20 protein-coding genes are annotated in these 25,003 nt (G+C 70.9%); 13 read left to right on the top strand and 7 right to left on the bottom strand.

Annotated elements, in window-relative coordinates:
* Positions 1 to 4 precede the first annotated feature (4 nt).
* A complete protein-coding gene (locus BGM09_RS12770) occupies positions 5 to 1,267 on the bottom strand; it encodes a 3-oxoacyl-ACP reductase (protein WP_188281650.1) in 1,263 nt (420 codons plus the stop codon).
* A 105-nt stretch (positions 1,268 to 1,372) separates the two neighbouring features.
* Here BGM09_RS12770 and BGM09_RS12765 point away from each other — a divergent pair, with 105 nt between their 5' ends.
* Positions 1,373 to 2,653 (top strand): acetyl-CoA C-acetyltransferase, encoded by a 1,281-nt coding sequence (locus tag BGM09_RS12765; protein WP_188281649.1) that lies wholly within the window; start codon positions 1,373 to 1,375, stop codon positions 2,651 to 2,653.
* 314 nt (positions 2,654 to 2,967) lie between these two features.
* Positions 2,968 to 4,878, top strand: a complete 1,911-nt coding sequence (locus BGM09_RS12760; protein WP_188281648.1) for an AMP-dependent synthetase/ligase — start codon at positions 2,968 to 2,970, stop codon at positions 4,876 to 4,878.
* A gap of 94 nt (positions 4,879 to 4,972) precedes the next feature.
* Here BGM09_RS12760 and BGM09_RS12755 read toward each other — a convergent pair whose 3' ends face one another.
* Positions 4,973 to 5,176 (bottom strand): cold-shock protein, encoded by a 204-nt coding sequence (locus tag BGM09_RS12755; protein ID WP_033177709.1) that lies wholly within the window; start codon positions 5,174 to 5,176, stop codon positions 4,973 to 4,975.
* Between the two features lie 305 nt (positions 5,177 to 5,481).
* On the opposite strand from BGM09_RS12755, the gene BGM09_RS12750 reads away from it, so the two are divergent.
* From BGM09_RS12750 to BGM09_RS12700, 11 genes are all read left to right on the top strand, one after another.
* Complete coding sequence (locus BGM09_RS12750) at positions 5,482 to 6,333, top strand: menaquinone biosynthetic enzyme MqnA/MqnD family protein (protein ID WP_188281647.1); 852 nt, start codon at positions 5,482 to 5,484, stop codon at positions 6,331 to 6,333.
* A gap of 159 nt (positions 6,334 to 6,492) precedes the next feature.
* On the top strand, positions 6,493 to 11,070 hold the full coding sequence (locus tag BGM09_RS12745) for an RHS repeat-associated core domain-containing protein (protein ID WP_188281646.1): 4,578 nt from the start codon (positions 6,493 to 6,495) through the stop codon (positions 11,068 to 11,070).
* Between the two features lie 10 nt (positions 11,071 to 11,080).
* Positions 11,081 to 11,395, top strand: coding sequence for a hypothetical protein (locus BGM09_RS12740; protein ID WP_317452680.1), 315 nt, complete (start codon positions 11,081 to 11,083; stop codon positions 11,393 to 11,395).
* 179 nt (positions 11,396 to 11,574) lie between these two features.
* Positions 11,575 to 11,817 carry a hypothetical protein gene (locus BGM09_RS12735; protein ID WP_188281645.1) on the top strand — a complete coding sequence of 81 codons (243 nt, stop codon included), beginning with the start codon at positions 11,575 to 11,577 and terminating at the stop codon, positions 11,815 to 11,817.
* Between the two features lie 53 nt (positions 11,818 to 11,870).
* Positions 11,871 to 12,524: a hypothetical protein gene (locus BGM09_RS12730; RefSeq protein ID WP_188281721.1), complete on the top strand. Its 654-nt coding sequence runs from the start codon at positions 11,871 to 11,873 to the stop codon at positions 12,522 to 12,524.
* An 84-nt stretch (positions 12,525 to 12,608) separates the two neighbouring features.
* Positions 12,609 to 12,905 carry a WXG100 family type VII secretion target gene (locus BGM09_RS12725; RefSeq protein ID WP_188281644.1) on the top strand — a complete coding sequence of 99 codons (297 nt, stop codon included), beginning with the start codon at positions 12,609 to 12,611 and terminating at the stop codon, positions 12,903 to 12,905.
* 184 nt (positions 12,906 to 13,089) lie between these two features.
* The gene (gene mqnC, locus BGM09_RS12720; protein WP_188281643.1) at positions 13,090 to 14,283 is read left to right on the top strand and encodes a cyclic dehypoxanthinyl futalosine synthase; all 1,194 of its coding nucleotides are present in this window, start codon (positions 13,090 to 13,092) and stop codon (positions 14,281 to 14,283) included.
* Positions 14,284 to 14,368: 85 nt separating this feature from the next.
* Entirely contained in the window at positions 14,369 to 14,869 is a 501-nt protein-coding gene (locus BGM09_RS12715) for an imidazolonepropionase-like domain-containing protein (protein WP_188281642.1), read from the top strand.
* Between the two features lie 106 nt (positions 14,870 to 14,975).
* Positions 14,976 to 15,752 (top strand): hypothetical protein, encoded by a 777-nt coding sequence (locus tag BGM09_RS12710; RefSeq protein ID WP_188281641.1) that lies wholly within the window; start codon positions 14,976 to 14,978, stop codon positions 15,750 to 15,752.
* 125 nt (positions 15,753 to 15,877) lie between these two features.
* The gene (locus BGM09_RS12705) at positions 15,878 to 16,600 is read left to right on the top strand and encodes a demethylmenaquinone methyltransferase (protein ID WP_188281640.1); all 723 of its coding nucleotides are present in this window, start codon (positions 15,878 to 15,880) and stop codon (positions 16,598 to 16,600) included.
* 221 nt (positions 16,601 to 16,821) lie between these two features.
* On the top strand, positions 16,822 to 18,108 hold the full coding sequence (locus BGM09_RS12700; protein ID WP_188281639.1) for a geranylgeranyl reductase family protein: 1,287 nt from the start codon (positions 16,822 to 16,824) through the stop codon (positions 18,106 to 18,108).
* A gap of 4 nt (positions 18,109 to 18,112) precedes the next feature.
* Here BGM09_RS12700 and tgmC read toward each other — a convergent pair whose 3' ends face one another.
* The 5 genes from tgmC to BGM09_RS12680 form a co-directional block, all read right to left on the bottom strand.
* Positions 18,113 to 19,246 carry an ATP-grasp peptide maturase system methyltransferase gene (gene tgmC / locus BGM09_RS12695; protein ID WP_188281638.1) on the bottom strand — a complete coding sequence of 378 codons (1,134 nt, stop codon included), beginning with the start codon at positions 19,244 to 19,246 and terminating at the stop codon, positions 18,113 to 18,115.
* Positions 19,243 to 19,413: a hypothetical protein gene (locus BGM09_RS12690; protein ID WP_188281637.1), complete on the bottom strand. Its 171-nt coding sequence runs from the start codon at positions 19,411 to 19,413 to the stop codon at positions 19,243 to 19,245. Before BGM09_RS12690 ends, tgmC begins: the two co-directional genes overlap by 4 nt.
* 190 nt (positions 19,414 to 19,603) lie before the next feature.
* Positions 19,604 to 20,800: a methyltransferase, FxLD system gene (gene fxlM, locus BGM09_RS12685; RefSeq protein ID WP_317452679.1), complete on the bottom strand. Its 1,197-nt coding sequence runs from the start codon at positions 20,798 to 20,800 to the stop codon at positions 19,604 to 19,606.
* Positions 20,801 to 20,810: 10 nt separating this feature from the next.
* Positions 20,811 to 21,950 (bottom strand): lanthionine synthetase C family protein, encoded by a 1,140-nt coding sequence (locus BGM09_RS37640; RefSeq protein ID WP_223186740.1) that lies wholly within the window; start codon positions 21,948 to 21,950, stop codon positions 20,811 to 20,813.
* Positions 21,943 to 24,957 carry a lantibiotic dehydratase gene (locus tag BGM09_RS12680; RefSeq protein ID WP_223186739.1) on the bottom strand — a complete coding sequence of 1,005 codons (3,015 nt, stop codon included), beginning with the start codon at positions 24,955 to 24,957 and terminating at the stop codon, positions 21,943 to 21,945. Before BGM09_RS12680 ends, BGM09_RS37640 begins: the two co-directional genes overlap by 8 nt.
* Between the last annotated feature and the right edge of the window lie 46 nt (positions 24,958 to 25,003).

The following is a 25,003-nucleotide window of genomic DNA, read 5'->3' as shown; positions in this document are numbered from 1 at the left end:
ATGGTCAGGCCCCCAGCAGGGACTGCCCGCAGACGCGGACGACCTGTCCGGTGATCCCGCCGGAGGCCGCGGCCGAGAGCCAGGCGACGGTCTCGGCGACGTCGACGGGAAGGCCGCCCTGGCCGAGGGAGTTCATCCGGCGGCCCGCCTCGCGGATGAAGAGGGGAACGGCGGCGGTCATCTGCGTCTCGATGAAGCCGGGGGCGACGGCGTTGACGGTGATGCCGCGCTCGCGGACCTCGGGGACGGCGGCCAGGGCGCGGACGAAGCCGATGACGCCCGCCTTGGACGCGGCGTAGTTGGTCTGGCCCGCGTTGCCCGCGATGCCGCTGATGGAGGCGGTGGCGACGATCCGGCCGTGGGCGTTGAGCGCGCCGGACTTCAGCAGGTGGTCGGTGGTGCGCAGCACGCTGCCGAGGTTGACGTCCAGCACCGGGTCCCAGCGGTCGGCGGGCATGTTGGCGAGCTTGCGGTCACGGGTGATGCCCGCGTTGTGGACGAGTACGTCGAGGCCGCCCGGGGCCGCGGCGGCGATCCGTTCGCCCGCGTCCGGCGCCGTGATGTCCAGCGGCAGCGCGCTGCCGCCGAGCCGGGCGGCGACGGCGGCCAGCGCGTCCGCGGCCCGCGGTACGTCGAGGCAGACGACGTGCGCGCCGTCCCTGGCCAGGGTCGCGGCGACCTGTTCCCCGATGCCGCGGGCCGCGCCGGTGACGAGCGCGACGCGCGCGCGGTCGCGCGAGGCGGCCTCCGCCCCGGACGCCGCCGGGCCGACCTCGATGACCTGCCCGCTGACGTACGCCGACTTCGGCGACAGCAGGAACCCCAGCGCGGCCCCGGCGTCGGCACCGGGCGCCAGTCGTACGAGCTGTACGGTCCTGCCCCGGCCGACCTCCTTGCCGAGGGAGCGGGTGAAGCCTTCAAGCGCCTGCTGGGCGGCGGCCTGGTGCGGGTCGGCGGGGTCGATACGCGCGCCGAGTACGACGATCCGACCGCAGGCGGCGAGCGACCGTACGAGTGGGTGCAGGGCGGCGTGCACGGCGCCGAGCCCGGCCGGCTCGGCGACGGCGGTGGCGTCGAGGACGACCGCGCCGTACGGCGCCCCGTCGGCGGGAGCGGGGTCGCCCGCCGTCAACCGCAGCACGGGACCGTCGAGTTCGGGGTGCTCGGCGGACCACCGCAGCAGCGGGGCCGGCTGGGGCAGGCCGAGACGGCGGGTGAGGAAGCGGCCGGGGGCCGTGCCGGTCAGACGAAGGTAGCGATCGGCCATTGGCCTTCTCCTTACTCTGGAGTAAGTTTACCGGCGGTAAGGCTACTGGTGAGTCACCGTTCCAGCAAAGAGCCCCGAGCCGCCTCGGGGAGCCCGGGAGATCGCATGCAGACCCTCCGCCGTGTCGCCGTCGTCGCGGGCAACCGCGTCCCCTTCGCGCGCTCAGACGGCCCGTACGCCACCGCCTCCAACCAGGACATGCTCACGGCCGCCCTCGACGGCCTCGCCGACCGCACCGGGCTGCGCGGCGAACGCGTCGGCGAGTTCGCCGCGGGCGCCGTCCTCAAGCACAGCCGCGACTTCAATCTCGCGCGCGAGACCGTGCTCGGCAGCGTCCTCGACCCGACGACCCCCGCGTACGACATCCAGCAGGCGTGCGGCACCGGCCTCCAGGCCGTCTTCGCGGTCGCGGCCAAGATCGCCCTCGGCGTCGTCGACTCCGGCATCGCGGGCGGCGCCGACACCGCCAGCGACGCGCCGCTCGGCGTCAACGACGATCTGCGCCGCATCCTGCTCGCCGCCCGCCGCGCCACGTCCGCCCGCGCCAGGGCCCGCGCGCTGACCGCCGTACGGCCCCGGCACCTCGCGCCCGACATCCCGCGCAACGCCGAACCCCGCACCGGCCTGTCCATGGGCGACCACGCCGCGCTCACCGCCGAGCGCTGGGGCATCACCCGCCAGGCGCAGGACGAACTGGCCGCCGCCAGCCACCGGAATCTCGCCGCCGCGTACGACCGCGGCTTCCTCGACCCGTACGTCACCCCGTACCGCGGCCTGGACCGCGACCAGAACCTCAGGCCCGACTCCACCGTCGAGAAACTGGCCGGGCTCCGCCCGGTGTACGGCGGCCCTGACGGCACCATGACCGCCGGCAACTCCACGCCCCTGACCGACGGCGCGGCCGTCGTCCTGCTCGCCACCGAGGAGTGGGCGCGCGAGCGCGGGCTCGAACCGCTCGCCTACCTCACCGCGTACGAGACCGCGGCCGTCGATTACGTCGGCGGCGAGGAGGGGCTGCTGATGGCCCCCGCCTACGCCGTACCCCGCATGCTCGCCCGCGCCGGGCTCGGCCTCGCCGACTTCGACTTCTACGAGATCCACGAGGCGTTCGCCTCCCAGGTCCTCGCCACCCTCGCCGCCTGGGAGGACAAGGACTACTGCGCGCGGCGGCTCGGACTCGACGGCCCCCTCGGCGCCGTCGACCGCGCCCGCCTCAACGTCGCCGGGTCCTCCCTCGCCACCGGGCATCCCTTCGCCGCCACCGGCGCCCGTATCGTCGCCACCCTCGCCGGGCTCCTCGCGGAGGGCGGGGGGACCGGGCGCGGCCTCATCTCCGTCTGCGCCGCCGGCGGCCAGGGCGTGACAGCCGTCCTGGAGCGCCCCTGACCTGCGGTCCGCCGACGAAAGTGGGCGCCCCCCCAGGGGCGCGGGGAACTGCGCGGCCAGCCGCGGTGCCCCCGCAGGTCACCACCCGCCCTGGCGGGGCAGTTCGGTCGTCTCCTGACCACCGGCCGGTGGGGGCTTGTCGCGCCCGCGCGGCGGCAGCCGCAGATCAGACACAGCCCCGCGCCCCTAACTAGGCACCGTCCACCGTCAGCCGCGGGGGCCAGGGGCCGAGCCCCTGAAAACAGGTCCTCCGTCAGTGCAGCGCACAGCTCACCCCCGGCAGGGGGAACCCTCACCACGTCTGGAGCCGCAGCATGCCGATACGTACCAGCGGGGAACCCGAAACCCTCAGGGACGGCGACCGAGTCGTCCAGGCCGGGGTCCCGCCGCTCGTCCCGCCCCCGGAGAAGGGAAGCCTGGCGGACATCCCGTTCACGAACGCGGCGCAGGCTCCGCGGGAACCCGTGCTGAGCAGGAAGGACGACCAGGCCCGGTGGCACGACGTCACGGCGGCGGAGTTCAGGGACGAGGTGGTGGCCGTCGCGAAGGGCCTGATCGCGGCGGGGCTGAAGCCGGGCGACCGGCTGGCGATCATGGCGCGGACGACGTACGAGTGGACGTTGACGGACTTCGCGGCCTGGGCGGCGGGCCTGATCACGGTGCCGGTCTATCCGACGTCGTCCGCGTCCCAGACGGCGTGGATCCTGGCGGACTCGGGCGCGGCGGCGTGCGTCGTGGAGAACGTGGAGCAGAGCCGCCTGGTGAGCGGGCAGCGGCGCGGGCTGCCGGACCTGCTGCATCTGTGGCAGCTCGACGCGGGCGGACTGGCGCAGCTCACGGCGGAGGGCAGGACGCTGCCGGACGCGCTGGTGGAGGGCCGGCGGGCGACCCTGACGCCCGGGTCGGTGGCGACCCTGATCTACACCTCGGGCACCACCGGCCGCCCGAAGGGCTGCGTCCTGACGCACGGCAACTTCTTCGCCGAGGTCGACAACGCGATCGAGCTGCTGCACCCGGTGTTCACGTCGGTGAGCGAGGAGCCCGCCTCGACGCTGCTGTTCCTGCCGCTGTCGCACGTCTTCGGGCGGATGGTCGCGATCGGCTGCCTGCGCGCCCGGGTACGCCTCGGGCACGCGCCGAGCATCGCGACCGAGGACCTGCTCGCCGACCTGGCGGGGTTCCGTCCGACGTTCCTGCTGGCGATCCCGTACGTCCTGGAGAAGGTCTACAACACCGGCCGCGCCACCGCCGAGAAGATCGGCAGGGCCGCGTCCTTCGACCGGGCCGCCGGGATCGCGCAGCGGTACGGGGAGGCCGTCGTCGCCCGGCAGTCCGGTGCGGGCGGCGGCCCCTCGCTCGGACTGCGGCTGGCGCACGCGCTGTACGACCCGCTGGTCTACCGGCGAATCCGCGCCGCGCTCGGCGGCAAGGTGCGGTACGCGATCTGCGGCGGCTCACCGCTGGGCAAGCGGCTCGCCGCCTTCTACGCGGGCGCGGGCGTGATGGTCTTCGAGGGGTACGGCCTGACGGAGACGACGGCCGCGGCCACCGTGACACCGCCGCTGCGGCCCCGGCTCGGCACGGTCGGCTGGCCGCTGCCGGGTACGGCGGTACGGATCGCGCCGGACGGCGAGGTGCTGCTGCGCGGCGGCCAGATCTTCGCCGGATACTGGAACACGCCCGGCGGCGTACCGGGAGCGCCCGTGGCACCTCCCGGGCAGGACTCCGGGGACGGCTGGTTCCCGACCGGGGACATCGGGGCGCTGGACGAGGCCGGTTATCTGACGATCACCGGCCGGAAGAAGGAGATCCTCATCACGGCGGGCGGCAAGAACGTCGCCCCGGCGCCGCTGGAGGACCGGCTGCGGGCGCATCGGCTGGTCGGCCAGTGCATGGTCGTCGGCGACAACCGGTCCTTCGTGGCGGCGCTGCTGACCCTGGAGGCGGACGGCCTCGGGCACTGGCAGCGGATGCACCACAAGGAGGGGCTGCGGCCCGCCCAGCTCGTCGACGATCCGGAGCTGCTGGCGGAACTCCAGAAGGCGGTGGACGACGCGAACTCCTCGGTGTCACAAGCCGAGTCGATCCGGAAATTCCGGGTGCTTCCGGTGGAATTCACCGAAGAGGGCGGGCATCTCACGCCGTCGATGAAGTTGAAGCGTTCAAATGTGGCGCGGGACTTCGCGGAGGAGATCGAGGAGCTGTACCGGAAGCGGCCTCGCTGACCCGTAAAAGGCAGGGGCCCCGCACGGAAGTGCGGGGCCCCTTGGTACTGCAGGTTCGGGCGATGTGATCTCTACCCTTGAGCTAGTCCAAGGACTAGTTGGGGGTGACGTTCTCCGCCTGAGGACCCTTCGGGCCCTGCGTGACGTCGAAAGTCACCGGCTGGTTCTCCTCGAGGGAGCGGAAGCCGGAGGCGTTGATCGCGGAGTAGTGAACGAAGACATCCGGGCCGCCGCCGTCCTGGGCGATGAAGCCGAAGCCCTTTTCAGCGTTGAACCACTTCACGGTTCCGGTAGCCATAAAGCCCTCCTTGGGCCCAAAGGGTTGCCCTGCTCCAGAACCTGCAACTGCGAAGTCTGAAAACTACAAAAGCCTGCGGGTTACATGCTCCGCAGGCTCTGTACTGCAAGGGAAACCAAACTGCAACTTGCGATGAGCGTAGCACGCAGGGTCGAGGCCGGGGAAGGGTCTCAAGATCGGTCTTTTCGAGCCCGTGCGAGAGGCCGTGGAGGGGGTCGCGGAAGGGGTCGCGGAGGGGCGCCGGGGAGGGTGCCGGGGGAGGGCCGAGGGCGGTACGGCCCCGGCCCAGGAGTAGCGTCCGACAGGTGGACACTTCTGAGCGTGACGCCGAAAGCGGCCGGACCCGCCCCCGGGTCGGCCACATCCAGTTCCTCAACTGCGTCCCCCTCTACTGGGGCCTGGCCAGAACGGGCGCGCTGCTCGACCTGGAGCTGACCAAGGACACTCCGGAGAAGCTGAGCGCCCAACTCGTCGAGGGCGACCTCGACATCGGCCCGATCACCCTCATGGAGTACCTGAAGCACGCCGATCAGCTCGTCGCCCTCCCGGACATCGCGGTCGGCTGCGACGGCCCCGTCATGTCCTGCGTGATCGTCAGCCAGCTCCCGCTCGACCGCCTCGACGGCCAGCGCGTCGCCCTCGGCTCCACCAGCCGCACCTCGGTCCGCCTCGCCGAACTCCTGCTCACCGAGCGGTACGGCGTCACGCCCGACTACTACCGCTGCCCGCCCGACCTCTCGCTGATGATGCAGGAGGCCCAGGCCGCCGTCCTCATCGGCGACGCCGCCCTGCGCGCCTCCCTCCACGACGCGCCCCGCCTCGGTCTGGAGGTCCACGACCTCGGCCAGATGTGGAAGGACTGGACGGGACTGCCCTTCGTCTTCGCCGTCTGGGCCGCCCGCCGCGACTACTTCGCCGCCCGCCCCGACGCCGTCCGCGACGTCCACCGCGCCTTCCTCGCCTCCCGCGACCTCTCCCTCGAAGAGGTCGAGAAGGTCGCCGAACAGGCCGCCCGCTGGGAGTCCTTCGACCAGGACCTGCTCCGCCGCTACTTCACCACCCTCGACTTCTCCCTCGGCCGCGACCAGCTCACCGGCATCGCCGAATTCGCCCGCCGCGTCGGCTTCCCGCCCAGCGCCAAGGTCGACCTCATCTGACCCCGCACCCCCTCCTTCCCGTCCTCCGCCCCCGTCCCCGTCCCCGGGAACCGGCACCCTTGCGCGCACCGTCCTAGCGGGCATGATGCGTTGAGTTGAGGTGTTGTCGTACTGCGGCGGGGGTGCTGACGGGTGGCGGGGCGTCCGACGGATTGGGATGTGCTGGATCTGGACCGGGATCCGGTGCCGGGTGATCCGTTCGAGGTGAAGGAACTCGCCCGCAAGCTCGGGGATTTCGCCGATGACGTGGCCGCGGCGCTCAGGTCGGTGCGCGGGCTCAGCGGTGACTCCGTGGTGCAGGAGTGGGCGGGGCTTTCGGGTGATGCGTACCGGCAGCAGTTCGGGGACCTGCCGGGTGAGCTGGACAAGCTGGAGCGCTCCTACCGTCTGGCGTCGGGGGCGTTGGACGGTTACTGGCCGAAGCTGGAGACCGCGCAGTCCGACGCGGACCGGGCGCTGGCCCAGGGGCGCACCGCACGGCAGGAGCTGGACTCCGCGAAGTCCCAGCTGACGAACGCCGACGCGTGGGTGAAGCGGGCGCAGGACAAGTCCAAGTCCTATCAGGACGACCCCAAGCCGGATGTGCCGCCGCCGTCCGCAGACGAAGTCCGGGCCGCGGCCCGTAACGCCACCGACGCGCAGAGCGCCCACACCACCGCGTCCACGGCTGTCCACAGCGCGCAGGCGAAGCTGGACGCTGCCAAGCAGCTGGCCGCCGACGCCGCCCAGTTGCGGGACGACGCCGCCTCCACCGCCCAGCACGCCCTGCACGAAGCCTCCGACGCGGGCATCAAGAACAAGCACTGGTGGGAGAAGGCCGTCGACTGGGTCGCCGACCACTGGGACGACATCATCGCCGTCTGCAAAGTCATCGTCGCCGTCCTGGGCATCGTCGTCCTCATCATCGGCGGCCCCCTGGCCTGGCTGGTCCTGGCAGCCGCCGTCCTCGTCCTGGCCGACACCGTCATGAAGTACCTCAAAGGCCAGGCGTCCTTGTGGGACGTCCTGTTCGCCGCCCTGGACTGCATCCCCATGTTCAAGGGCCTCACCACCGCCGGCGGCCTCCTCAAAATGGCCCGCGAACTCCCCACCCTCCTCAAATCCGGCAAAGCACTGGAGAGCATCGCCAACAGCGTCCGCAAAGGCGCCACCGGCCTGCGGGAGATGGGCCGCGAGTTCCAGAAGCTCATCACGTGCGGCGACCCCGTGGACGTGGCCACCGGCCAAGTGGTCATGTCGGCCACGGACTTCAGGCTGCCGGGGATTCTGCCTGTCGCGCTGGAACGGCACCACCGGTCGACCTTCCGGGGCGGTCGCTGGCTCGGCCCCTCCTGGTCGTCGGTGCTCGACATGCGGCTGATCCTCGACGACGAGGGGGTGCGGTTCGTCAAGGAGGACGGCACCGTCACCCACTACCCGGTCCCGCGGCCCGACACCGACATCCTTCCGGTGGTGGGGCCGCTCTGGCCGCTGCGGTGGAACGGGGACCCGGACGACGGGATGACCGTCCACCTGCCGGAGTCGGGGACCACGCACCACTTCCTCCCGCGCGAGGGAGCCGCCGAACTGCTGCTGCGCCGCAGCGTCGACCGCAACGGGAACACCGTCGAGATCACCTACGCACCGGGCGGCGTCCCGCTCACCGTGGAAAGCTCCGGCGGCTACCGGGTCGGAGTGGAGACACGGAAGGGCCGGATCACGGCGATGCGGCTGCTGAGCGACCCGCGCGAGCCGAACCTGGTCGCGTACGGATACGACGACCGCGGCAATCTGAACCGGACGGTGGACGCCAACGGCGGCGCGTTCTCCCTCCGTTACGACGACCAGCGTCGTGTCACCGGCTGGCGGGACGGCCGGGAGACCACGTACACCTACGAGTACGACGCCGGCGGGCGCTGTGTCCGCGCCCACGGCTCGGAGGGCATCCTCGACTACTCCTACGCGTACGCGCCGGAGGAGGGCCGGACGGTCGCCACCAACTCGCTGGGCGAGGCGACGGAATACCGTTTCAACGAGGCGTTCCAACTGACCGGCATCACCGATCCGCTCGGCCACACCTCCTCCTTCGCCTGGGACCCCGCGCCGGGCGTCGGGGAACGCCTGCTGAGCCGTACCGACGCACTCGGCCGGACCACCCGGTTCCGCTACGACGAGGCCGGGAACGTCACCGGCACCGCTCGCCCCGACGGGGCCACCACACAGGTCGAATACGGTGCGTTCGGACGGCCTGTCCTGGTCACCCACGCGGACGGGTCGACGGCGTGCTTCACGTACGACGAGGCCGGCAACCAGGTGTCCGCCACCGATCCGCTGGGCGTGACGACCAGGTTCCGCTACGACGCGCGCGGTGCGCTCGAAGCCGTGATCGACGGGCTGGGCACGGTGCGGCAGACCGTCGTCAACGACGCGGCGGGACTTCCGCTGACCGTGACGGACGGGACCGGCGCGGTGACCGAGGTCGAACGCGACGCGTTCGGGCGGGTGACCCTCAGCCGCGACCCGGCGGGCGCGGTCACGCGCTTGGAGTGGACGCCGGAGGGAGGGCTGGCCCGGCGGGTGACACCGGACGGTGCCGTGGACGAGTGGACGTACGACGTCGAGGGCAGCCTGGCGGAGCACCGGTCGGCGACCGGTGGCGTCACCCGTTACGAGAACACGCACTTCGACCTGTGCACGGCACGTACCGAACCCGACGGCTCCCGCTACGAGTTCACGTACGACTCCGAACTGCGGCTCACCTCCGTCGTCGATCCGCGTGGCGACCGGTGGAGCTACACCTTCGACGCGGCCGGACGGCTGACGGCCGAGACGGACTTCGCCGGACGGTCCCTCACCTACCGCTACGACGAAGCGGGGCAGTTGACGGAGCGGGTCAACGGGGCGGGACAGGCCATCGCCTTCCGGCGCGATGTCCTGGGCGACGTCGTGGAGCAGACGGCGGACGGGGAACGTACCGAATTCCACTACGACGTGCTCGGCCGCATGACCCGGGCCGTCGGGCCCGCCGCGGACGTGGCCTTCGAACTCGACCCGGCCGGAAGGGTCCTGGCCGAACGGGTCAACGGGCGCGAGCTCAGGTCGTGGTTCGACCCGCTGGGCCGACGAACGCGGCGCCGTACGCCCGCGGGGGCCGTCAGCACCTGGACCTACGGCGCGGGGAACCGGCCGACGCGCCGGGAGGTCGGCGGTCAGACCGTGGACATCGGCTACGACACCGTGGGCCGCGAGTCGGTCCGCCGGATCGGCACGGACCTGACCCTGACCTGGGACTGGCGGGACGAGGCGCGGGCCACCGCGCTGCGCGTCACCCGCGGCGCCGACGGCCGGCCGACGACCCGGACGTACGAGCACACGATCGACGGCTATCTGGAAGGCGTGACGGACTTCGACGGCACCACGGTGCGGTTCGGGCTCGACAGCCGTCGACGGGTGACCGCCGTGACCGGGGCCGACTGGAGCGAGTCGTACGCGTACGACGCCCGCGGCGGCCTCGGCTCGTCCAGGGTCGGCGCGAGCCGGGACGACGAGGCGGCGCACACGTACGACGCCGGGCCCCGGGTCCGGTCGGTGGGGCGGAGCACCTTCGTCCACGACGCGCAGGGCCGGGTCGTCCGGCGCGTGCGCAGGCTGCTGTCCGGCGGCCGGCGGACCTGGCACTACGCATGGGACGCGGCGGACCGGCTCACGGAGCTGCGTACGCCGGACGGCGAGACGTGGCGGTACCGCTACGACCCGCTCGGCCGCCGGATCGCGAAGACGCGCGTGTCGGAGGCGGGGGACGCCGTACAGCACACCGACTTCACGTGGGACGGCACCCGGCTGGCGGAGCGGACCTCCGACGGGACCAGTGTGACCTGGGACTACGGTGACGACGACGTCCCGATCGCCCAGACGGTCCGGACGACGGGCCCCGAGCGGCCCGCGGGGAGCGCGGAGCTGTCGCCGCGGGAGGTCGACGAGCGCTTCCACGCCATCGTCACCGACCTCATCGGCACCCCGACCGAGATGGTCGATCTCTACGGCGTCGTGGTGTGGCGGCGGCCGGGACCGGCCCTGTGGGGCGGCGGGGACGGCGGCCGTGACGACGCCGCGGACTGCCCGCTGCGCTTCCCCGGGCAGTACTACGACGCGGAGAGCGGGCTCCACTACAACTACGAGCGGTACTACGACCCCGAGACCGCCCGCTACCTCAGCCCCGACCCGCTGGGCCTGGACGCGGGCACCGACCCCTACGCCTACGTCCTCAATCCGCTGAACTGGTCCGACCCGCGCGGCCTCAAGGGCAAGTGCCTGGTCGACCTGTACCACGGCACCACCGGCGGCGGTCTGCGGGGCATCCTCGCCAACGGCGTGGACACCACGTTCAGCACCCGTGCGATGGACTTCGGCAAGGGCGGCTTCTATGTCACCAACGATCTCGAACAGGCGCAGAAGTGGTCGCGCATCCTGGCCGGGCGCTCCGGCGACATCCCCGAGGTGGTGCACTTCAAGGTGCCCAAGAGCGAGCTGGAGGCCCTGAGAAGTAAGGTCTTCAACGGTACGAGCGACGAGCTGGCCAACTTCATCCGGCACAACCGTATGGGCGGGGCCATGCACGACTACGAACTGGTGGAAGGGCCCATGCTGTTGAACCTCAAGGCGTTCCGGAAGGGCGCGGCGGGGGTCTTCGACGGGCATCAGATCGCCGTCTTCGGCTCGAAGGCGGCCGACCTGTTCACCCGTTCACTGGTGCGCTGAGGGAGGCGCTGTGTCCGAGACCGAGTTCATCATGCCGACGTCTCCCGAGGCGCGGGAGTCCCTGCGGGACATCACCGACGAGCTGGTCGGCCTGTTCGGCCTGTCGCGCGCCGAGGCGGTGGCGCGCGTCAACCAGGCGTGGGGCGGACAGGATCTGGCGACCGGCCCCGACCTCCTCGGCCACGAGGACCCCGAGCACTGGGCCTACGGCCTGTACTACGAAGGCGATGTGCCGTACTGGGAACCGGAAGCGGACCGCACCCGCTGGCGCGTCCGCCCGGCCCCACCGCGCGACTCCCCGGTCTGGACCCGCCATGCCGACTGACACGCGGGCGGGCGGGTTCCCGGCGGCCGGACGGTGGCGGGACGCCGGACGGTGGGGGGACAGTGGGACTGTCGGAGTGGGCGACGTGACGTGGGGAGGGGGATTGGATGGGTGGGGCTCCGGATCGGCTCGCGGTTGATCTGACCGGGCTTGAGGACTTCGCGCGGACGTTGGACTCCGTGCGGACGACCATGAACGGGACGCGGAAACTCTTCGACTCGTACGAGGCCAAGCTGGGTTCGGACAAGGTGTCGGGGGCGCTCGACAGCTTCGAGCACAATTGGAAGGACGGCCGTAAGGAGATCGACGGCCAGTTGGAGGGGCTGTCGAAGATGGCCGACACCGCGGTGCGCGAGATCAAGAAGGCGGACAAGGACCTCGCGGACCAACTCGCCAAGTCCGCCAAGGGAGACGGCAAGTGACGACCCCCGGCGCGGACGCCGACGATACGGAACAGCCGCGGCCCGTACGGGTGATGCCCGTCGAGCGGGAGGGCTTCTCCATCACGGTGCCCATGACGTGGTGGGAGTTCGACCTGCACCCGGCGACCCGCGACGAGAGCGTGCGCCGCACCCTCGCGCAGCGCGTCAAGGAGAATCCGGCGCTGGCCGAACACCGCGACGTGCTGGCGCGGTTCCTGCGCAAGGCGGCGCGGGACGCGTACGAGAGCGGCGCGGTGTACGTCGGCTGCATGGCGCAGAACTTTGGCGCGCTGCCGCTCACCGCGTCGGTGACGGTCTCGCTGGTCGGCGCGCGGACGCCGGAGGGCCAACTGCTCGCGGCGGACCCGGCGTCGATCGTGGCCGGGCTGCGCACGCGGGAGGCGGCCAAGGACGGCGACCCGTGGCGCAAGGTGACCACCGTCGACATCCCGGAGACGGGCCTCGCGGCGCGGACGTACGGCATCGAGGACGTGACCGTGCCGGGCGACTCGCGGACGGTGCGGACCGTGCTGATGCAGACGTTCATCCCGCTGCCGGGGCACACCGACAAGGTCGCGCTCGTGGCGGGCAGCAGCGCCGTACTCGACCTGGCGGACTCGTTCTTCGACATCTTCGACGCCGTCACGTCGACGTTTCGGTACCGGGAACCAGGGGCTGCACCCCTCACGTCCTCCCCTGTAAGTTGAGGCATCAGCAGACCATCAGACAAATCTGCGATCAGGAGCCACGGGGGTCGGCCCTGCGGCACGTTCGACGAGAGGTAAGCCGCTATGGCTAATGTCAACGTTACGTATCAGGACATGCGGGATGCGGCCACCAAGCTGCGCACCGGTCAGCACGAGATCACCGAGAAGCTGAACACGCTGCACAAGTTCGTTCAGGATCTCGTCAACGGCGGCTACGTCACGGACCGTTCCTCGAAGCAGTTCGACCAGTCCTACAGCGAGTTCAACACCGGTGCCACCAAGACCATCGAGGGTCTGGACGGCATGGGCAAGTTCCTGGAGAGCGCGGCCGACGCGTTCCAGCAGGCGGACGAGCAGCTCGCCAAGGGTCTGAACGGCTGAGCTGTCCCGCGAGCCGCAGGGCTCAGGTCCGACGTGTGCGCCGCGGTGGTCCCCTCGCCGCGGCGCACACGCGTACGTGGGGGCCGTGGGCCGTCCGGGACGCTGGCGTACGCTGGGCTGGTCCGTCCGCGTTCCCCGTCCGTGTCCGTACTCCACGTCCGTACTCCTCCGAAAGGACCTCCCGGTGAGCGATACCGCAGCCGTCCTCGACCGTGCCGCCGCCGGTGGCCGGATCACGCCGGAGGAGGCGCTGGACCTCTACCGCTCGGCGCCCCTGCACGCGCTGGGCTCGGCCGCCGACGCCGTGCGCCGCCGCCGGTACGCGGGCACCGAGCACATCGCGACGTACATCATCGAGCGGAACATCAACTACACGAACGTCTGCGTGACGGCGTGCAAGTTCTGCGCCTTCTACGCGGCCCCCAAAGACACCGGCAAGGGCTGGTCGCGCGGGCTCGACGACATCCTGCGGCGCTGCGCGGAGACCGTGGAGCTGGGCGGCACCCAGATCATGTTCCAGGGCGGCCACCACCCGGACTACGGGGTCGAGTACTACGAGGAGCACTTCTCCGCGATCAAGGCCGCGTACCCGCAGCTCGTCATCCACTCCCTCGGCGCGTCCGAGGTCGAGCACATGGCGAGGATCTCCGGGGTCAGCGCCGAGGAGGCGATCCGCCGGATCCACGCGGCGGGCCTGGACTCCTTCGCGGGCGCGGGCGCCGAGCTGCTGCCCGCCCGGCCGCGCAAGGCCATCGCGCCGCTGAAGGAGTCCGGCGAGCGCTGGCTGGAGATCATGGAGACCGCCCACAACCTGGGCGTCGAGTCCACCTCCACCATGCTGATGGGCACCGGTGAGACCAACGCCGAGCGGATCGAGCACCTGCGGATGATCCGCGACGTGCAGGACCGTACCGGCGGCTTCCGGGCCTTCATCCCGTACACCTACCAGCCGGAGAACAACCACCTGAAGGGGCAGACGCAGGCCACCCTCTTCGAGTACCTGCGGATGATCGCCATCGCGCGGCTCTTCCTCGACAACGTGGCGCACATCCAGGGGTCCTGGCTCACCACCGGCAAGGAGGTCGGCCAGCTCTCGCTGCACTACGGGGCCGACGACCTCGGCTCGGTGATGCTGGAGGAGAACGTGGTGTCGTCGGCCGGCGCCAAGCACCGCTCCAACCGGATGGAGCTGATCCACCTCATCAGGACCGCGGGCCGCGTCCCGGCGCAGCGCGCCACCACCTACGAGCACCTGGTCATCCACGACGACCCGGCGAACGACCCGGTCAACGACCACGTCGTGTCGCACCTGTCGTCCACGGCGATCGAGGGCGGTACGGCGCACCCGGAGCTGAAGCTGCTGGACGTCTCGCGCTGAGGTGACCGGGGGCGGTCCGCCCCCGGGCGCCCGGCGTGCGGGGGCGGTCTGCCCCCGGATGCCCGGCGTGCTGGATCATGGACCCATGCTGACCCTTCACGTCGCCCCGCTGCTCCGGCTCACCGCGGGCGGCGAGGCCGTCCCGGACGGCGCCGTCCTCGTCGACGGCGGCCGGGTCGTCGCCGTCGGGCCGATGGACGAGGTCGCCGCCGCGCACCCGGACGCCCGGGTACGGCGCTGGCGCGGGACCATCGGCCCCGGACTCGTCGCCGACGGCGTGCGCGTCTTCCTCGAAGAGACCTACCACGAGGACCCGCAGGACCCCGACCGGCCGCGCGACCGTGCCGAGTCGGTGCGGCGCGGCATCCACGAACTGCTCTCCCGGGGGGTGACCGGGGTGGTGGACGACCTCACCGACGCCGCCGTCCGCTCCGCCGTCGACCGCACCGGCCTGCTCCGGCTCTGGCCCGGCACCACCTCGCCCGGACTCGCCCCCGGCGGCCGGGCCGACCTCGCCGTCCTCGCCACCGACGGCTCCTGCGTCGCCACCGTCCTGGCCGGCCGCCTCGTCCACCGCCGCGCGTAGCGCCGCGATGCGTTACACCTTGAGCAGGTGAGCAGGTGAGCACGTTCCAGCGGCGGATGAGTGAGGCGGCGGATGAGTGAGGCGGCAGACGAGTGAGGCGGCGGACATGACGGAGCACCCCGGATTCGGCGAGACGCTGGCATGGCTGCTCGACCACAGAAAGCTCAGCGCGCGGGAGCTGGCCGGCCGGGCGGGACTGACGGCGGACGAGGTCCTGGCGGTGCTCGCGGGCGAGGCCCCCGGCGAGGGAACGCTCGGGCGGATCGCGGCCGCCCTGGGATTCCACGCCGTGGATCTGTTCCTCCTCGCGGAGATCGCGGTCCCGGACGACATGGCGCCGTTGGACGCCGGTGCCGGGCGGTGGGCGGCGGAGCTCGTGCAGGACGCGGTGCACCTTCCCGCCGCCGGGCGCGGTGAACTCCTGCGGGTCATCCGCTCGTTGCCGCAGGAGGAACGGCCTTCCGGCTCCGCCGCGGTGCGGCTCGCACCCGACGCGGGTCCTGGCGGGTGGCTCATCCGCATGCTCCAGTACCGCAATCTGGGCTGGACGGGCATGGCGAAGATCCTGGCGGTCGTGACGCCCACCTACCTGTCGTCGGCCACCTACGGTTCGATCGGCAACGGCAGGAAGGTGCTGACACCCCGCCTGGTCACGGACATCGCGGCCCTGCTGGGGATCGACGCCCGGGAGCTGGCCGGGCTGACGGGCGTCCCGCTGCGCGAGGTGCCACCGCCGCCCGCCCCCGAGGCGGTGGACGCGGCGGCGCTGCTGTGGGAGGCGCGGCGCCTGTCCGCAGGCCAGGCCGAGCACGTCAGCGGGCTGGCGCGCTCCATGCGCGGGGACTCCGCCGGCCGGTACGTCATCAACCTGCCCGGGTCCTGACGCCTCCGGACGACCGGTTCGGCGGCCCGGTCCCGTACCCGGTCCCGTACCCGAGGCGGTACCCGGTCCCGTACCCGAGGCGGGCACCGTCCTCGGCGGTGGCGGGAGGCGAATAGGGTGGGGGGGTGACGCGAGCATCGTTGGACAAGCAACCGCACGAAGTCGCCGCGATGTTCGACGACGTGGCGGCCAAGTACGACGTGACGAACGACGTGCTGTCGCTCGGCCAGACGCGGCTGTGGCGGAAGGCCGTGGCGCAGGCGCTGGAGGTGGGGCCGGGCGAGCGGGTGCTGGACCTCGGGGCGGGGACGGGCACGTCCTCGCTGCTCTTCGCCGCCGCGGGCGCGGACGTCGTGCCGTGCGACTTCTCGATCGGGATGCTGCGCGAGGGCAAGAAGCGGCACCCGGAGCTGGCCCTGACGGCGGGGGACGCGACCCGGCTGCCGTTCGCGGACGGCGTCTTCGACGCGGTCACCATCTCCTTCGCGCTGCGCAATGTCCACGACACCGCCGCCGCGCTGCGCGAGATGCGGCGGGTGGCGAAGCCCGGCGGACGGCTGGTCATCTGTGAGTTCAGCCACCCCGCGTACCGGCCGTTCAGGACCGTCTACACCGAGTACCTGATGCGGGCGCTGCCGCCCGTCGCGACGGCTGTCAGCAGCAATCCCGACGCGTACGTCTACCTCGCCGAGTCCATCCGCGCGTGGCCCGACCAGAAGGGGCTCGCCACCCGGCTCCAGGAGGCCGGTTGGAACGCGGTGGCCTGGCGCAATCTCACCGGGGGCATCGTCGCTCTGCACCGCGCGACGGCTCCGGCGACGGCTCCGGCGACGGCTCCGTCCGCGTAGGGCCGCGCGCTCGCGTCAACGCGTCGCGCTGCCGCGAACCGCGGTTCAGGTGGGCCCCGCTGTGTCCCGTCGCCGGGCCTCATAGACTCGGTACCGGCCGGGCGCTGCTCGGCCGAGCAGCGCCCGGCCGACAACGACCGTCGCCTACACCGACACCGTCGCCTACACCGACACCGTCGCCTACACCGACACCGACACTCGCCGAAACGGGAGAGCCCACCGTGACCGACACCGCCCTGTCCGAGCGCAGCGCCGATGTGATCGTCGTCGGGGCCGGGCCCGCCGGTTCGACGACCGCGTACTACCTGGCCAAGTCGGGACTGAACGTCCTGCTGCTGGAGAAGACCGCGTTCCCGCGCGAGAAGGTGTGCGGCGACGGCCTGACCCCGCGCGCTACCAAGCAGCTCGTGTCGATGGGAATCGACATCTCGCAGGAGGCGGGCTGGCTGCGCAACAAGGGCCTGCGCATCATCAGCGGCGGCGTGCGCCTCCAGATGGACTGGCCTGAGCTGGCCGCGTACCCGAACTACGGACTGGTCCGCAAGCGCGACGACTTCGACGACATCCTCGCCCAGCAGGCGGTGAAGGCGGGCGCGACGCTGTACGAGCGGTGCAACGTCGGCGCCCCGATCACGGACGCGCGCACCGGGCGGATCACCGGCGTCGAAGCCAAACTCGGCGAGGAGAAGCGGCCGGTCACCTTCCACGCGCCGCTGGTCGTCGCCGCCGACGGCAACTCCACCAGGCTCTCCCTGGCGATGGGCCTGCACCGCCGCGAGGACCGGCCGATGGGCGTCGCGGTCCGCACGTACTTCACCTCGCCGCGGCACGAGGACGACTACCTGGAGTCCTGGCTCGAACTGTGGGACCGGCGCGGGCCGCAGGACCGGCAACTGCCCGGTTACGGCTGGGTGTTCGGCCTCGGTGACGGCACGTCGAACGTCGGCCTCGGCATCCTCAACTCCTCCTCCGCGTACCGCGAGCTGGACTGGCGCGAGGTGCTCAAGGCGTGGTGCGCCTCGATGCCGGAGGACTGGGGCTACACCCCGGACAACATGACGCAGCCGATCCGCGGCGCGGCCCTCCCGATGGCCTTCAACCGCAAGCCGCACTACACCAAGGGCCTCGTCCTGGTCGGCGACGCGGGCGGCCTGGTCAACCCGTTCAACGGCGAGGGCATCGCCTACGCGATGGAGTCCGGCCAGATCGCCGCCGACGTCATCACCCAGGCCCACGCCCGCGCCACCTCCGCCCAGCGCGAACTGGCCCTCCAGAACTACCCCCGCATCCTCCAGGACACCTACGGCGGCTACTACACCCTCGGCCGCGCCTTCGTAAAACTCATCGGCAACCCCAAGGTCCTCCAGATCGCCACCCAACGCGGCCTCACCCACCCCATGCTGATGCGCTTCTGCCTCAAACTCCTCGCCAACCTCACCGACCCCACCGGCGGCGACGCCATGGACCGCGTGATCAACGGCCTGACCAAAATCACCCCAAGCGCCTAGCCCCTCACACGGGCAGCCGCCAACTCGGTCCCCCGGGCGTTCCGAGCCATACGCGCTGCGCGTCCGCCGTGACGGTCAGCCCAAATGCGGACAGGTGTGGCGAGCCCGCGCGCTCCCACACCTCAATCGCGTCCTCGACGGCGTCCCACAGCCGGACCGGCCCGCGCTGGGTCACCGTCCACCCGCTGCCGTCCGCCGCCGGACGGGTCCGCGCCTGCGATCCCGTGCCGACGTCGAGCAGGATCTGCCCGGTGCCCATGCCCAGCCGTTCCGCGGACGGGGCGGCGAGCTGGGCGACGAAGCGGCCGGTCCAGTCGTCCAGGACGGCGGGGTCGATCCGGCTGGGCCGCTCTTCGCCGGGCAACAGAGCCAGCGTGGGGCGGGGCGGCCGGTCGTGCGAACGAGCGATCATGAAGCTGGTGTAACCGGACAGCAATCGGCCGGTGGCGGTACCGGGGCCCGTCACCGTGATCAGCGCCAGTCCGCACGCGTAGCTCCAGCCGGAGAGGGTGACGAGGATTTTCCCACCCGGGCGCACCTGGTACAGCCACGCCATGGGGATGTGGCGCACCGAGCAGGCGGCGATCAGTCGGTCGTACGTGCCCCCGTCCGGGTCGCCCCGCAGGCCGTCCCCGACGACCAGCCGGGGCGCGTACCCGGCGCCCCGCAACGCGGCCGCAGCAGCAGCGCCGACCAACGGGTCGTATTCGATGCTGGTGAGATCCTTGTCACCGAGACGATGAGCCCCAAGGGCTGTCGAGTACCCGGTTACCGTCCCGACTTCCAGCACCCGATGTCCTGCCTCGGCGTCGAGCTGCTGCCACATGCGCAGCACCAGTGACGGCAAGGTGGACGACGATGACGGGGAACCCGTAACGGTGCCACTCGGGATATCGCCGGGCCGGGTGAGACCGTCGAGCTGGGTGACGAGCGTCTGGTCGGTGTAGACGCCTTCCAACCACCCTGCCTCACCCTCGTGTACAGGCCGGTACCGAGTGGGACCGGTACCCTTGACCGGCAGGAAGTAAGCCCGCGCGAACAGCTCCCGGGGAACCATCTCGGCCGCGGTCCGCCACTCCGGGTCCGTGAGCGTGCCGTCCTCGGCGAGGGCGGCGCGCAGTTGAGCGGATGTGCTCACGTGGCTGGGCCTTTCTGCAACTGGTCGGCGATGGCGGACGCGATGGGCGTGTTGATTCCCGGCGGGAACCACGCCCACTGGCCGTTCGGGTTGCACTCGTACCACCACCAGCGCCCGTCGTGCGCCAGGCCGAAGTCGAAACCAGCGTGGCCGGCACGGTCAGTCACTGTCGCCGTTCTGGTCGCTGCCCTCGTCGGATGTCCGTCGAGACTTGTCCTGATCGAGGTCTCCTGCGAGGTCTCCGACTTCTTGTGCGTGTCCCAGGACGGGAGTTCACGGCCTTGGGCGTCCAGACCTGGGGGAGTGGGATATGGCTCTCGCCACTCTCCAGGCCATCAGGGAGAGGATGACCGGCGTCTAGTAGGCCAGCACGAGAACGCTGGTGTTCTTCCTGATGACGTGCCCTTCGGCGAGGCCGTCGAGAGCAGTGCCGCCGAGGTAGATCGTCATGGTGGGCACGGCCTCGCGTTCGGCGCCCCAGGCGTCCACGTAGGCCACCAGCCTGCGCGCCAGGTCGGCCCCGTCCGGCCCGTAGCCGGCGGCACCGAGGCGCCAGGGCCTGTCCGGGTGCGCGTCCTCCCGGTGGAGGATCAGGTAGGCGAGAGAGTCACCCACCACGAGGGCCGGGCTCCGTACGGGGATCGCCGGCCGCCGCACTCCTGCGTCGAGCGCCTCCTTGGTGACCTCCAGGCGGCACACGGTGTCGTCGGAGACGGTGGCGCGCAGCCAGATTCCGTCGAACGGCTCCTGGCCGCCAACGCGGGCATCCGCCCACACTTCTTTGAGCGGCCCGGAGAACGTGGCACCGAGAAGGTCGCTGACGACAGCCTGATCCTGGTCGTAGTGGACGCGGATCGTTCCGTCGGCGAGTTCGGCCACGCGCTCGCCATCCTGGCCGATGATGGGTACGAAGCCACACAGCTCCATGCCGTCGGAGACGAGGGTGTCGCCGTGGCGGGTGAGGGCGACGGATCGGGTCTGGCCGCGCCACCGGAACGGCACCACGCCCCGACCGCCGTCGGCGAGCTGCTCCCGCCAGGCGTAGGGGATGTCCCAGAGGCCGACGGTGGCAATCATCCGGTTGTACGGAGCATGCTCGGAGGCCCCCTTGAGGCCGTCGCGCTCGATCACGGTGACACGCTCGTATCCGGTCGCGTTGAGCGCGTTCCGGGCGTGCACGGCAACGTCGGGTTCGATGTCCACGGTGGTGACTTCACCGTCCTCGCCGACGATCTCGGCCAGGAGCGCGGCGTTGTAGCCGGTTCCCGCGCCGATCTCCAGGACGTGGTCACCGGGTTGCGCGTTGAGCTGCTTGAGCATCATCGCGACGATGGACGGTACCGAGGCCAGCGACAGCGGCAGCGGACCGCCGGGGTTGTCCTTGATGCTCACGGCCTCGTCGGTGTACGCGTTTTCGGGGTCGAGGCCCGGGAGGTGCTTGTCACGCGCGACAGTGCGCAGGGCCAATTCGACGGCGGCCGGCAGGGGACGGGCGGCCACGATTTCGTCAACGAGTTGATTGCGGAGGCTGTTGATTGCGGACGTGCTGTTCACAGGTTCCCTTTCAATTGAGGAGAAGGCAGGTCTCCCACCCTGATGCAACGGGGCGGGGAGGTGTGAGGGTGTGGATCGTGAGGCGTACGCCGTCAGAGCCGGTGAGCAGCCCCGCGCTCTCGGGCATCGGATGCTGCTCCAGGCGGGCGGCGAGGCCGCGCAGCGTATGACGGAGCGGGCTGCTGGCATCTGCGTCAGCGGCAGCCCGGTCTGCTGTGAGGCAGAGCCCCGCCCAGCCATGGCAGACCGTGGGGTCGGTAACGCGTGCGAGCTGGTCGGAATCACGCAGGCACGCGTTCAGCAGGGCCTCGGCTCGGCGCCGTGTGCCATCCAGACCGCAGGCAAGCGAGGCCAGTTGGAGCGCTCGGGCGATGCCCGGTGTGCCGTAGCACCATGAGGGCTTGCCCGCGCGGAACCGGGGCTCCGGACCGGTCAACCACGTCTCGCGGTCGACGACTTCGGGCCAGGCCGCGCCGCCGCCCGGCTCGGGCTGAGCCCATCGCTCCAGGAGCCGGCACGATGCCGCCAGGGCTTCGAACTGTCCGGGCACGGTATACCCGGCTCGGCCGGCCAGAGCCAGCAGCGCAATCGGTCCGGCGACGCCATGAGCCATTCCGAAGTTCCCATGTCCGGCCGGCATGGCGTCTTCGGGCAGGGTGGTGGGGCTGTCCGAGGTCCACCAGCCTGGTAGCAGATGGCCGTCGACATTGAGTGGGTGCTGAAGAAGGCGTACGAGGTACCGGAGCACGCCGTGAAGCGACTCGGGGCTCGACCCCCGGTGCAGAAAATATGCCCCCAACCCGGTCAGGCCGCTGATCAAGTCGTATTCCCGCATGCGGGCGGGCCGACCGGTCTCCAGCCGCTGATTGGCGGTCGACAACCGCACGGCCACCAAATCGGTCAGCGCCCCGTCCAGATGACCGAGCGCGGACTGGTACGCCGGATGCCCGGCGGTATGCAGGGCGAACGCCACCGCCGGGGCTCCGTAGAACAGGGAGGCGCTCTCGTGACGACCAGCGGCTGGCTCGGCAGCCACCGCGCGTGCCGCGCGGTGCGCGGCGTCCCACTGACCGCTGACCCGGGCGAGCGCAGCTTCATATACGACGGTCCCGGCCAGGCCCCGCCCTAGGTCATGCGTGATGTCATTCATCGGCAGCCCACCGCGCGACGAGGGACCGGCACGCTTGCCGCGCCGCGTGACGGCAAGCTGCCTCCGCTTCCCGGTCCGGACCCATAAGCCGGTTGTGGTGCATGTGCAGGAGAGATTCCAACACCGGACCGATGGGTCGGCCGTGCGGGACCTGCGCGCGGTACGCGGTGAGGGCTTCGCGACGTCGCTGCAACGCGGCGTTGACGCGGTCTGACCATCCCAACCGTGGACCAAGGCCATGAACGCGGACCTCGTCCAGTACTGTCCGCGTGACTTCCTGCCGGCCGACCATATCGGCGGCAGTGGTGGCCAGCCAGCGCGTGCCTTCCCTGTACCCCAACAGTCCGGTCGCCACATCGATCATGCCCAGCGCCACCAGGACGCGGCGGTCGACCTTGGGCAGATCAGCGAGCAGGTACCGGGTGGCGTCGCTGTCCGCGACGAACACTTCTTCGGCAGCTTTGAGCGCGTCCCCGGTGCCGTAGCGGCCGAACTCGGGGCGGTAGCCGTCGAGCACGAGCCGGGAGGCGAGCGCGCTGCGCTGGAGCTGCCCGGTCCAGGTCGCCAAGGCCTCGGCGACCGTGGCGTAGGCGTCAGCTTCGGGTAAGGCAATCCGCAGCCGGAGATGGTCGTCCTCTTGCGATGTGCGGTAACGGATGAACCACGTTGCCGGCCTGTCCAACGAGGAGAGCAGTTCCGGGAGCCGACGGGTAAGGATCTGATCCATCACGCTCGGGTGCGTGAAGATCTTGGCCTGAGCCCACTGCTGCTTGGCAGCCGCCGGTGGTGGCAGCATGCGGTTGCGGACTATCGGGGCGACCTCGACGTCGGGGTGCGGTAATGGCGAACGCGTAGAGGTCATGGGCAAGGTGAGTTCGTGTGCATGCCCGATCCAACCTAGTTCCTGGTCAGGTGGAGTCTCCACCAGTTCAGCGCTCCCCTTGCGCCGGAGATGGGCGTGCAGCAGATGGGCGTGCAACGGTTCGGTGAGATCAAGCCGCAGGTACCGGTCGTCGGAATACAACTCCACACGGGACGGGCACTTCCACGTCCGGGCCCATTCGGACAGGGCCTCGTGCCAGGCGGGCCCGAATTCAGCGGAGGGAAAGTCGTTGACCGTCAGGTGCCACCGGGCGGGCGACAGGATGGACCGGCCGTAGCGGACACGGGGGAGATACGGCATACCGACGGTCAGCGGTCCCCAGTCGAAGCGCGTCCAGGCACCGGCGAAGCTGCGCGCGACCAGGGCGACGAACCGGGCGACGGGCGGGGCCTGCTTCTCCAGGGCCAGCGGGTGAAGTACGACGGGCTCAACCACACGGCGGCGCGACATGCTCACCAGCAGCATCCGCGTGCCTGTGGACATCACAGCGAGATCCCCGAGCGGGATCACGTTGTCAGCCGGCTCCCGGTGCTCGCCGACGGGGATCACGTAGGGGAGGAACGCGGGAATGCGCCCGATGTTCTCGGCGTGCGGATGCGGCGGGGTGAAGGAGAGCTGGGCGGCGAGCGCGCCGTCGACCAGTGTCGGCAGCTTTCCGTAGGCTGCCCCGATGCTGTCGCCGTCCAGCGTGACAGCGAAACGGCCTGAGAGCGTCCCGGTGCTCCACGCGGGGCGGACTGCGAGGGTGAAATCTCCCTGGTCGACTGCGGCTGGCGATTTCGCGAGTACGCGCATCCCCAGTTCCATGTGCGGCACGATCGGCAGCGCGTCGAGGTCTGCGGTGCACAGTTCGTCGATATCGGCGTCTGTGAGCAGGACTTCCTCGGCCCCGTGCATGACGGCCTGCCACGCCCTGCGCAGGAACTGTTCATCGCGCGGCAGTGCTCGTACAGGGGGTTCAGGCAGCGGCGACATGGGGAAGTCCGCCGGCAGACCCGCTCCGGCGGCCAGGTCGACAGCATCGCGGACCGGAACGAGACTGCCAGCGCCGTACCGCTCCCAGAAGACCTCGTGGTAGCTGGACCACATCGGCTGTTCCCGCAGATTCCTGGTCAGGCGAAGAAGCGCCTCCCCGGCGCGCTCAGCCTCCTCCAGGACGAGCGGGGGGACGCGGACCGTGGCGTCCAGCCGTAAGTCAAGGCTGAGCCGCGTACGGCCCTCGTCGCAGACACCGGTCATCTTGGCGGCTGCTGTCTCCCGCAGCTTCCTCGCCGCCACAGGGGACTGGGCGGAGTTGTGGAGCACGAACAAGCGGTGCACGAGGCTCAGTTCGTTGAGCAGAGCCACCGTGTCCGGTTTCAGGTCCGCTGACGTCGGCATGAGCACATGAAGCATGTGTCCGAGAGGATCGGTATCGGTCATGGGCGCGGACAGGTCGCTCGTCAGCGCGCCAACTTCCAGCGCGTCGGTGAGGAGCCGCGTCGCTTGGGCGGGCGTTCCACCCAATCCCGAGAGCCGATCGAGGATTTCGCTCCCGATCACCGGACTTGCGGCGAGGTCCAAGAGCATTGCCATGGGGCGGAGAACTCGCGTGCTTGCAAGCCGGCCGCCGGACAACGGCATGTCGAGGACATCGCCGCGCCGCACGGCCAAGTCGCTTACGCAGAAACGCAGATGAGGCACCACGTCCGGCCGAGCCACAAGCCCACGGCGAACATGGTCCAGCCACAGAGCGTCCGGCCGGGCGAGGGGCTTGTGCACCGCGCTGATTATGCCCTCGCACGGTCCGCAGCCGGCTATGGCCACACCGGCGAACAGCCCGAACGGAGTGGGTCGTCCGGCTGCCCGCAGGAAATATCTGGCGGTCGCGTGCACCACCTTGCGGAGCTGTTTGGACGAGACCTCTTGGCCCCGCAGCACGTCGTCCACCGCTTGGGCGAGCTGAGGGGTGGCGGACCGAACGGCTTCCGAGAAGGGCGGAACGGCCCAGACCTCCTCTATCCAACGTCGACAGTCTGATGGGTCGTTCTCCGCTGGCCAGCGGATGCTCTGGGCGTCCAGCGGCAGTACGGCGGCCCGTACGAGGAGCACGTCGCCCCTTCGGAGGATTCTGGCCCGAGACATCGAGGTTCCCTTCTGCCCTGCCCGTGCGGGGCAGTTCCCCGCCCCG

The organism is Streptomyces sp. CBMA29, from assembly GCF_014596445.1.
Classification (GTDB): domain Bacteria; phylum Actinomycetota; class Actinomycetes; order Streptomycetales; family Streptomycetaceae; genus Actinacidiphila.
This window is presented reverse-complemented; position numbering and strand designations above follow the sequence as displayed.

Excerpts from the sequence above, each read along its gene's own strand:
- BGM09_RS12765 (WP_188281649.1), top strand. The coding sequence starts at position 1,373 with ATGCAGACCCTCCGCCGTGTCGCCGTCGTCGCGGGCAACCGCGTCCCC.
- BGM09_RS12710 (WP_188281641.1), top strand. The coding sequence starts at position 14,976 with ATGACGGAGCACCCCGGATTCGGCGAGACGCTGGCATGGCTGCTCGAC.
- BGM09_RS12770 (WP_188281650.1), bottom strand. The coding sequence starts at position 1,267 with ATGGCCGATCGCTACCTTCGTCTGACCGGCACGGCCCCCGGCCGCTTC.
- BGM09_RS12730 (WP_188281721.1), top strand. The coding sequence starts at position 11,871 with ATGCCCGTCGAGCGGGAGGGCTTCTCCATCACGGTGCCCATGACGTGG.
- BGM09_RS12760 (WP_188281648.1), top strand. The coding sequence starts at position 2,968 with ATGCCGATACGTACCAGCGGGGAACCCGAAACCCTCAGGGACGGCGAC.
- BGM09_RS12680 (WP_223186739.1), bottom strand. The coding sequence starts at position 24,957 with ATGTCTCGGGCCAGAATCCTCCGAAGGGGCGACGTGCTCCTCGTACGG.
- BGM09_RS12715 (WP_188281642.1), top strand. The coding sequence starts at position 14,369 with ATGCTGACCCTTCACGTCGCCCCGCTGCTCCGGCTCACCGCGGGCGGC.
- BGM09_RS12755 (WP_033177709.1), bottom strand. The coding sequence starts at position 5,176 with ATGGCTACCGGAACCGTGAAGTGGTTCAACGCTGAAAAGGGCTTCGGC.
- BGM09_RS12725 (WP_188281644.1), top strand. The coding sequence starts at position 12,609 with ATGGCTAATGTCAACGTTACGTATCAGGACATGCGGGATGCGGCCACC.
- BGM09_RS37640 (WP_223186740.1), bottom strand. The coding sequence starts at position 21,950 with ATGAATGACATCACGCATGACCTAGGGCGGGGCCTGGCCGGGACCGTC.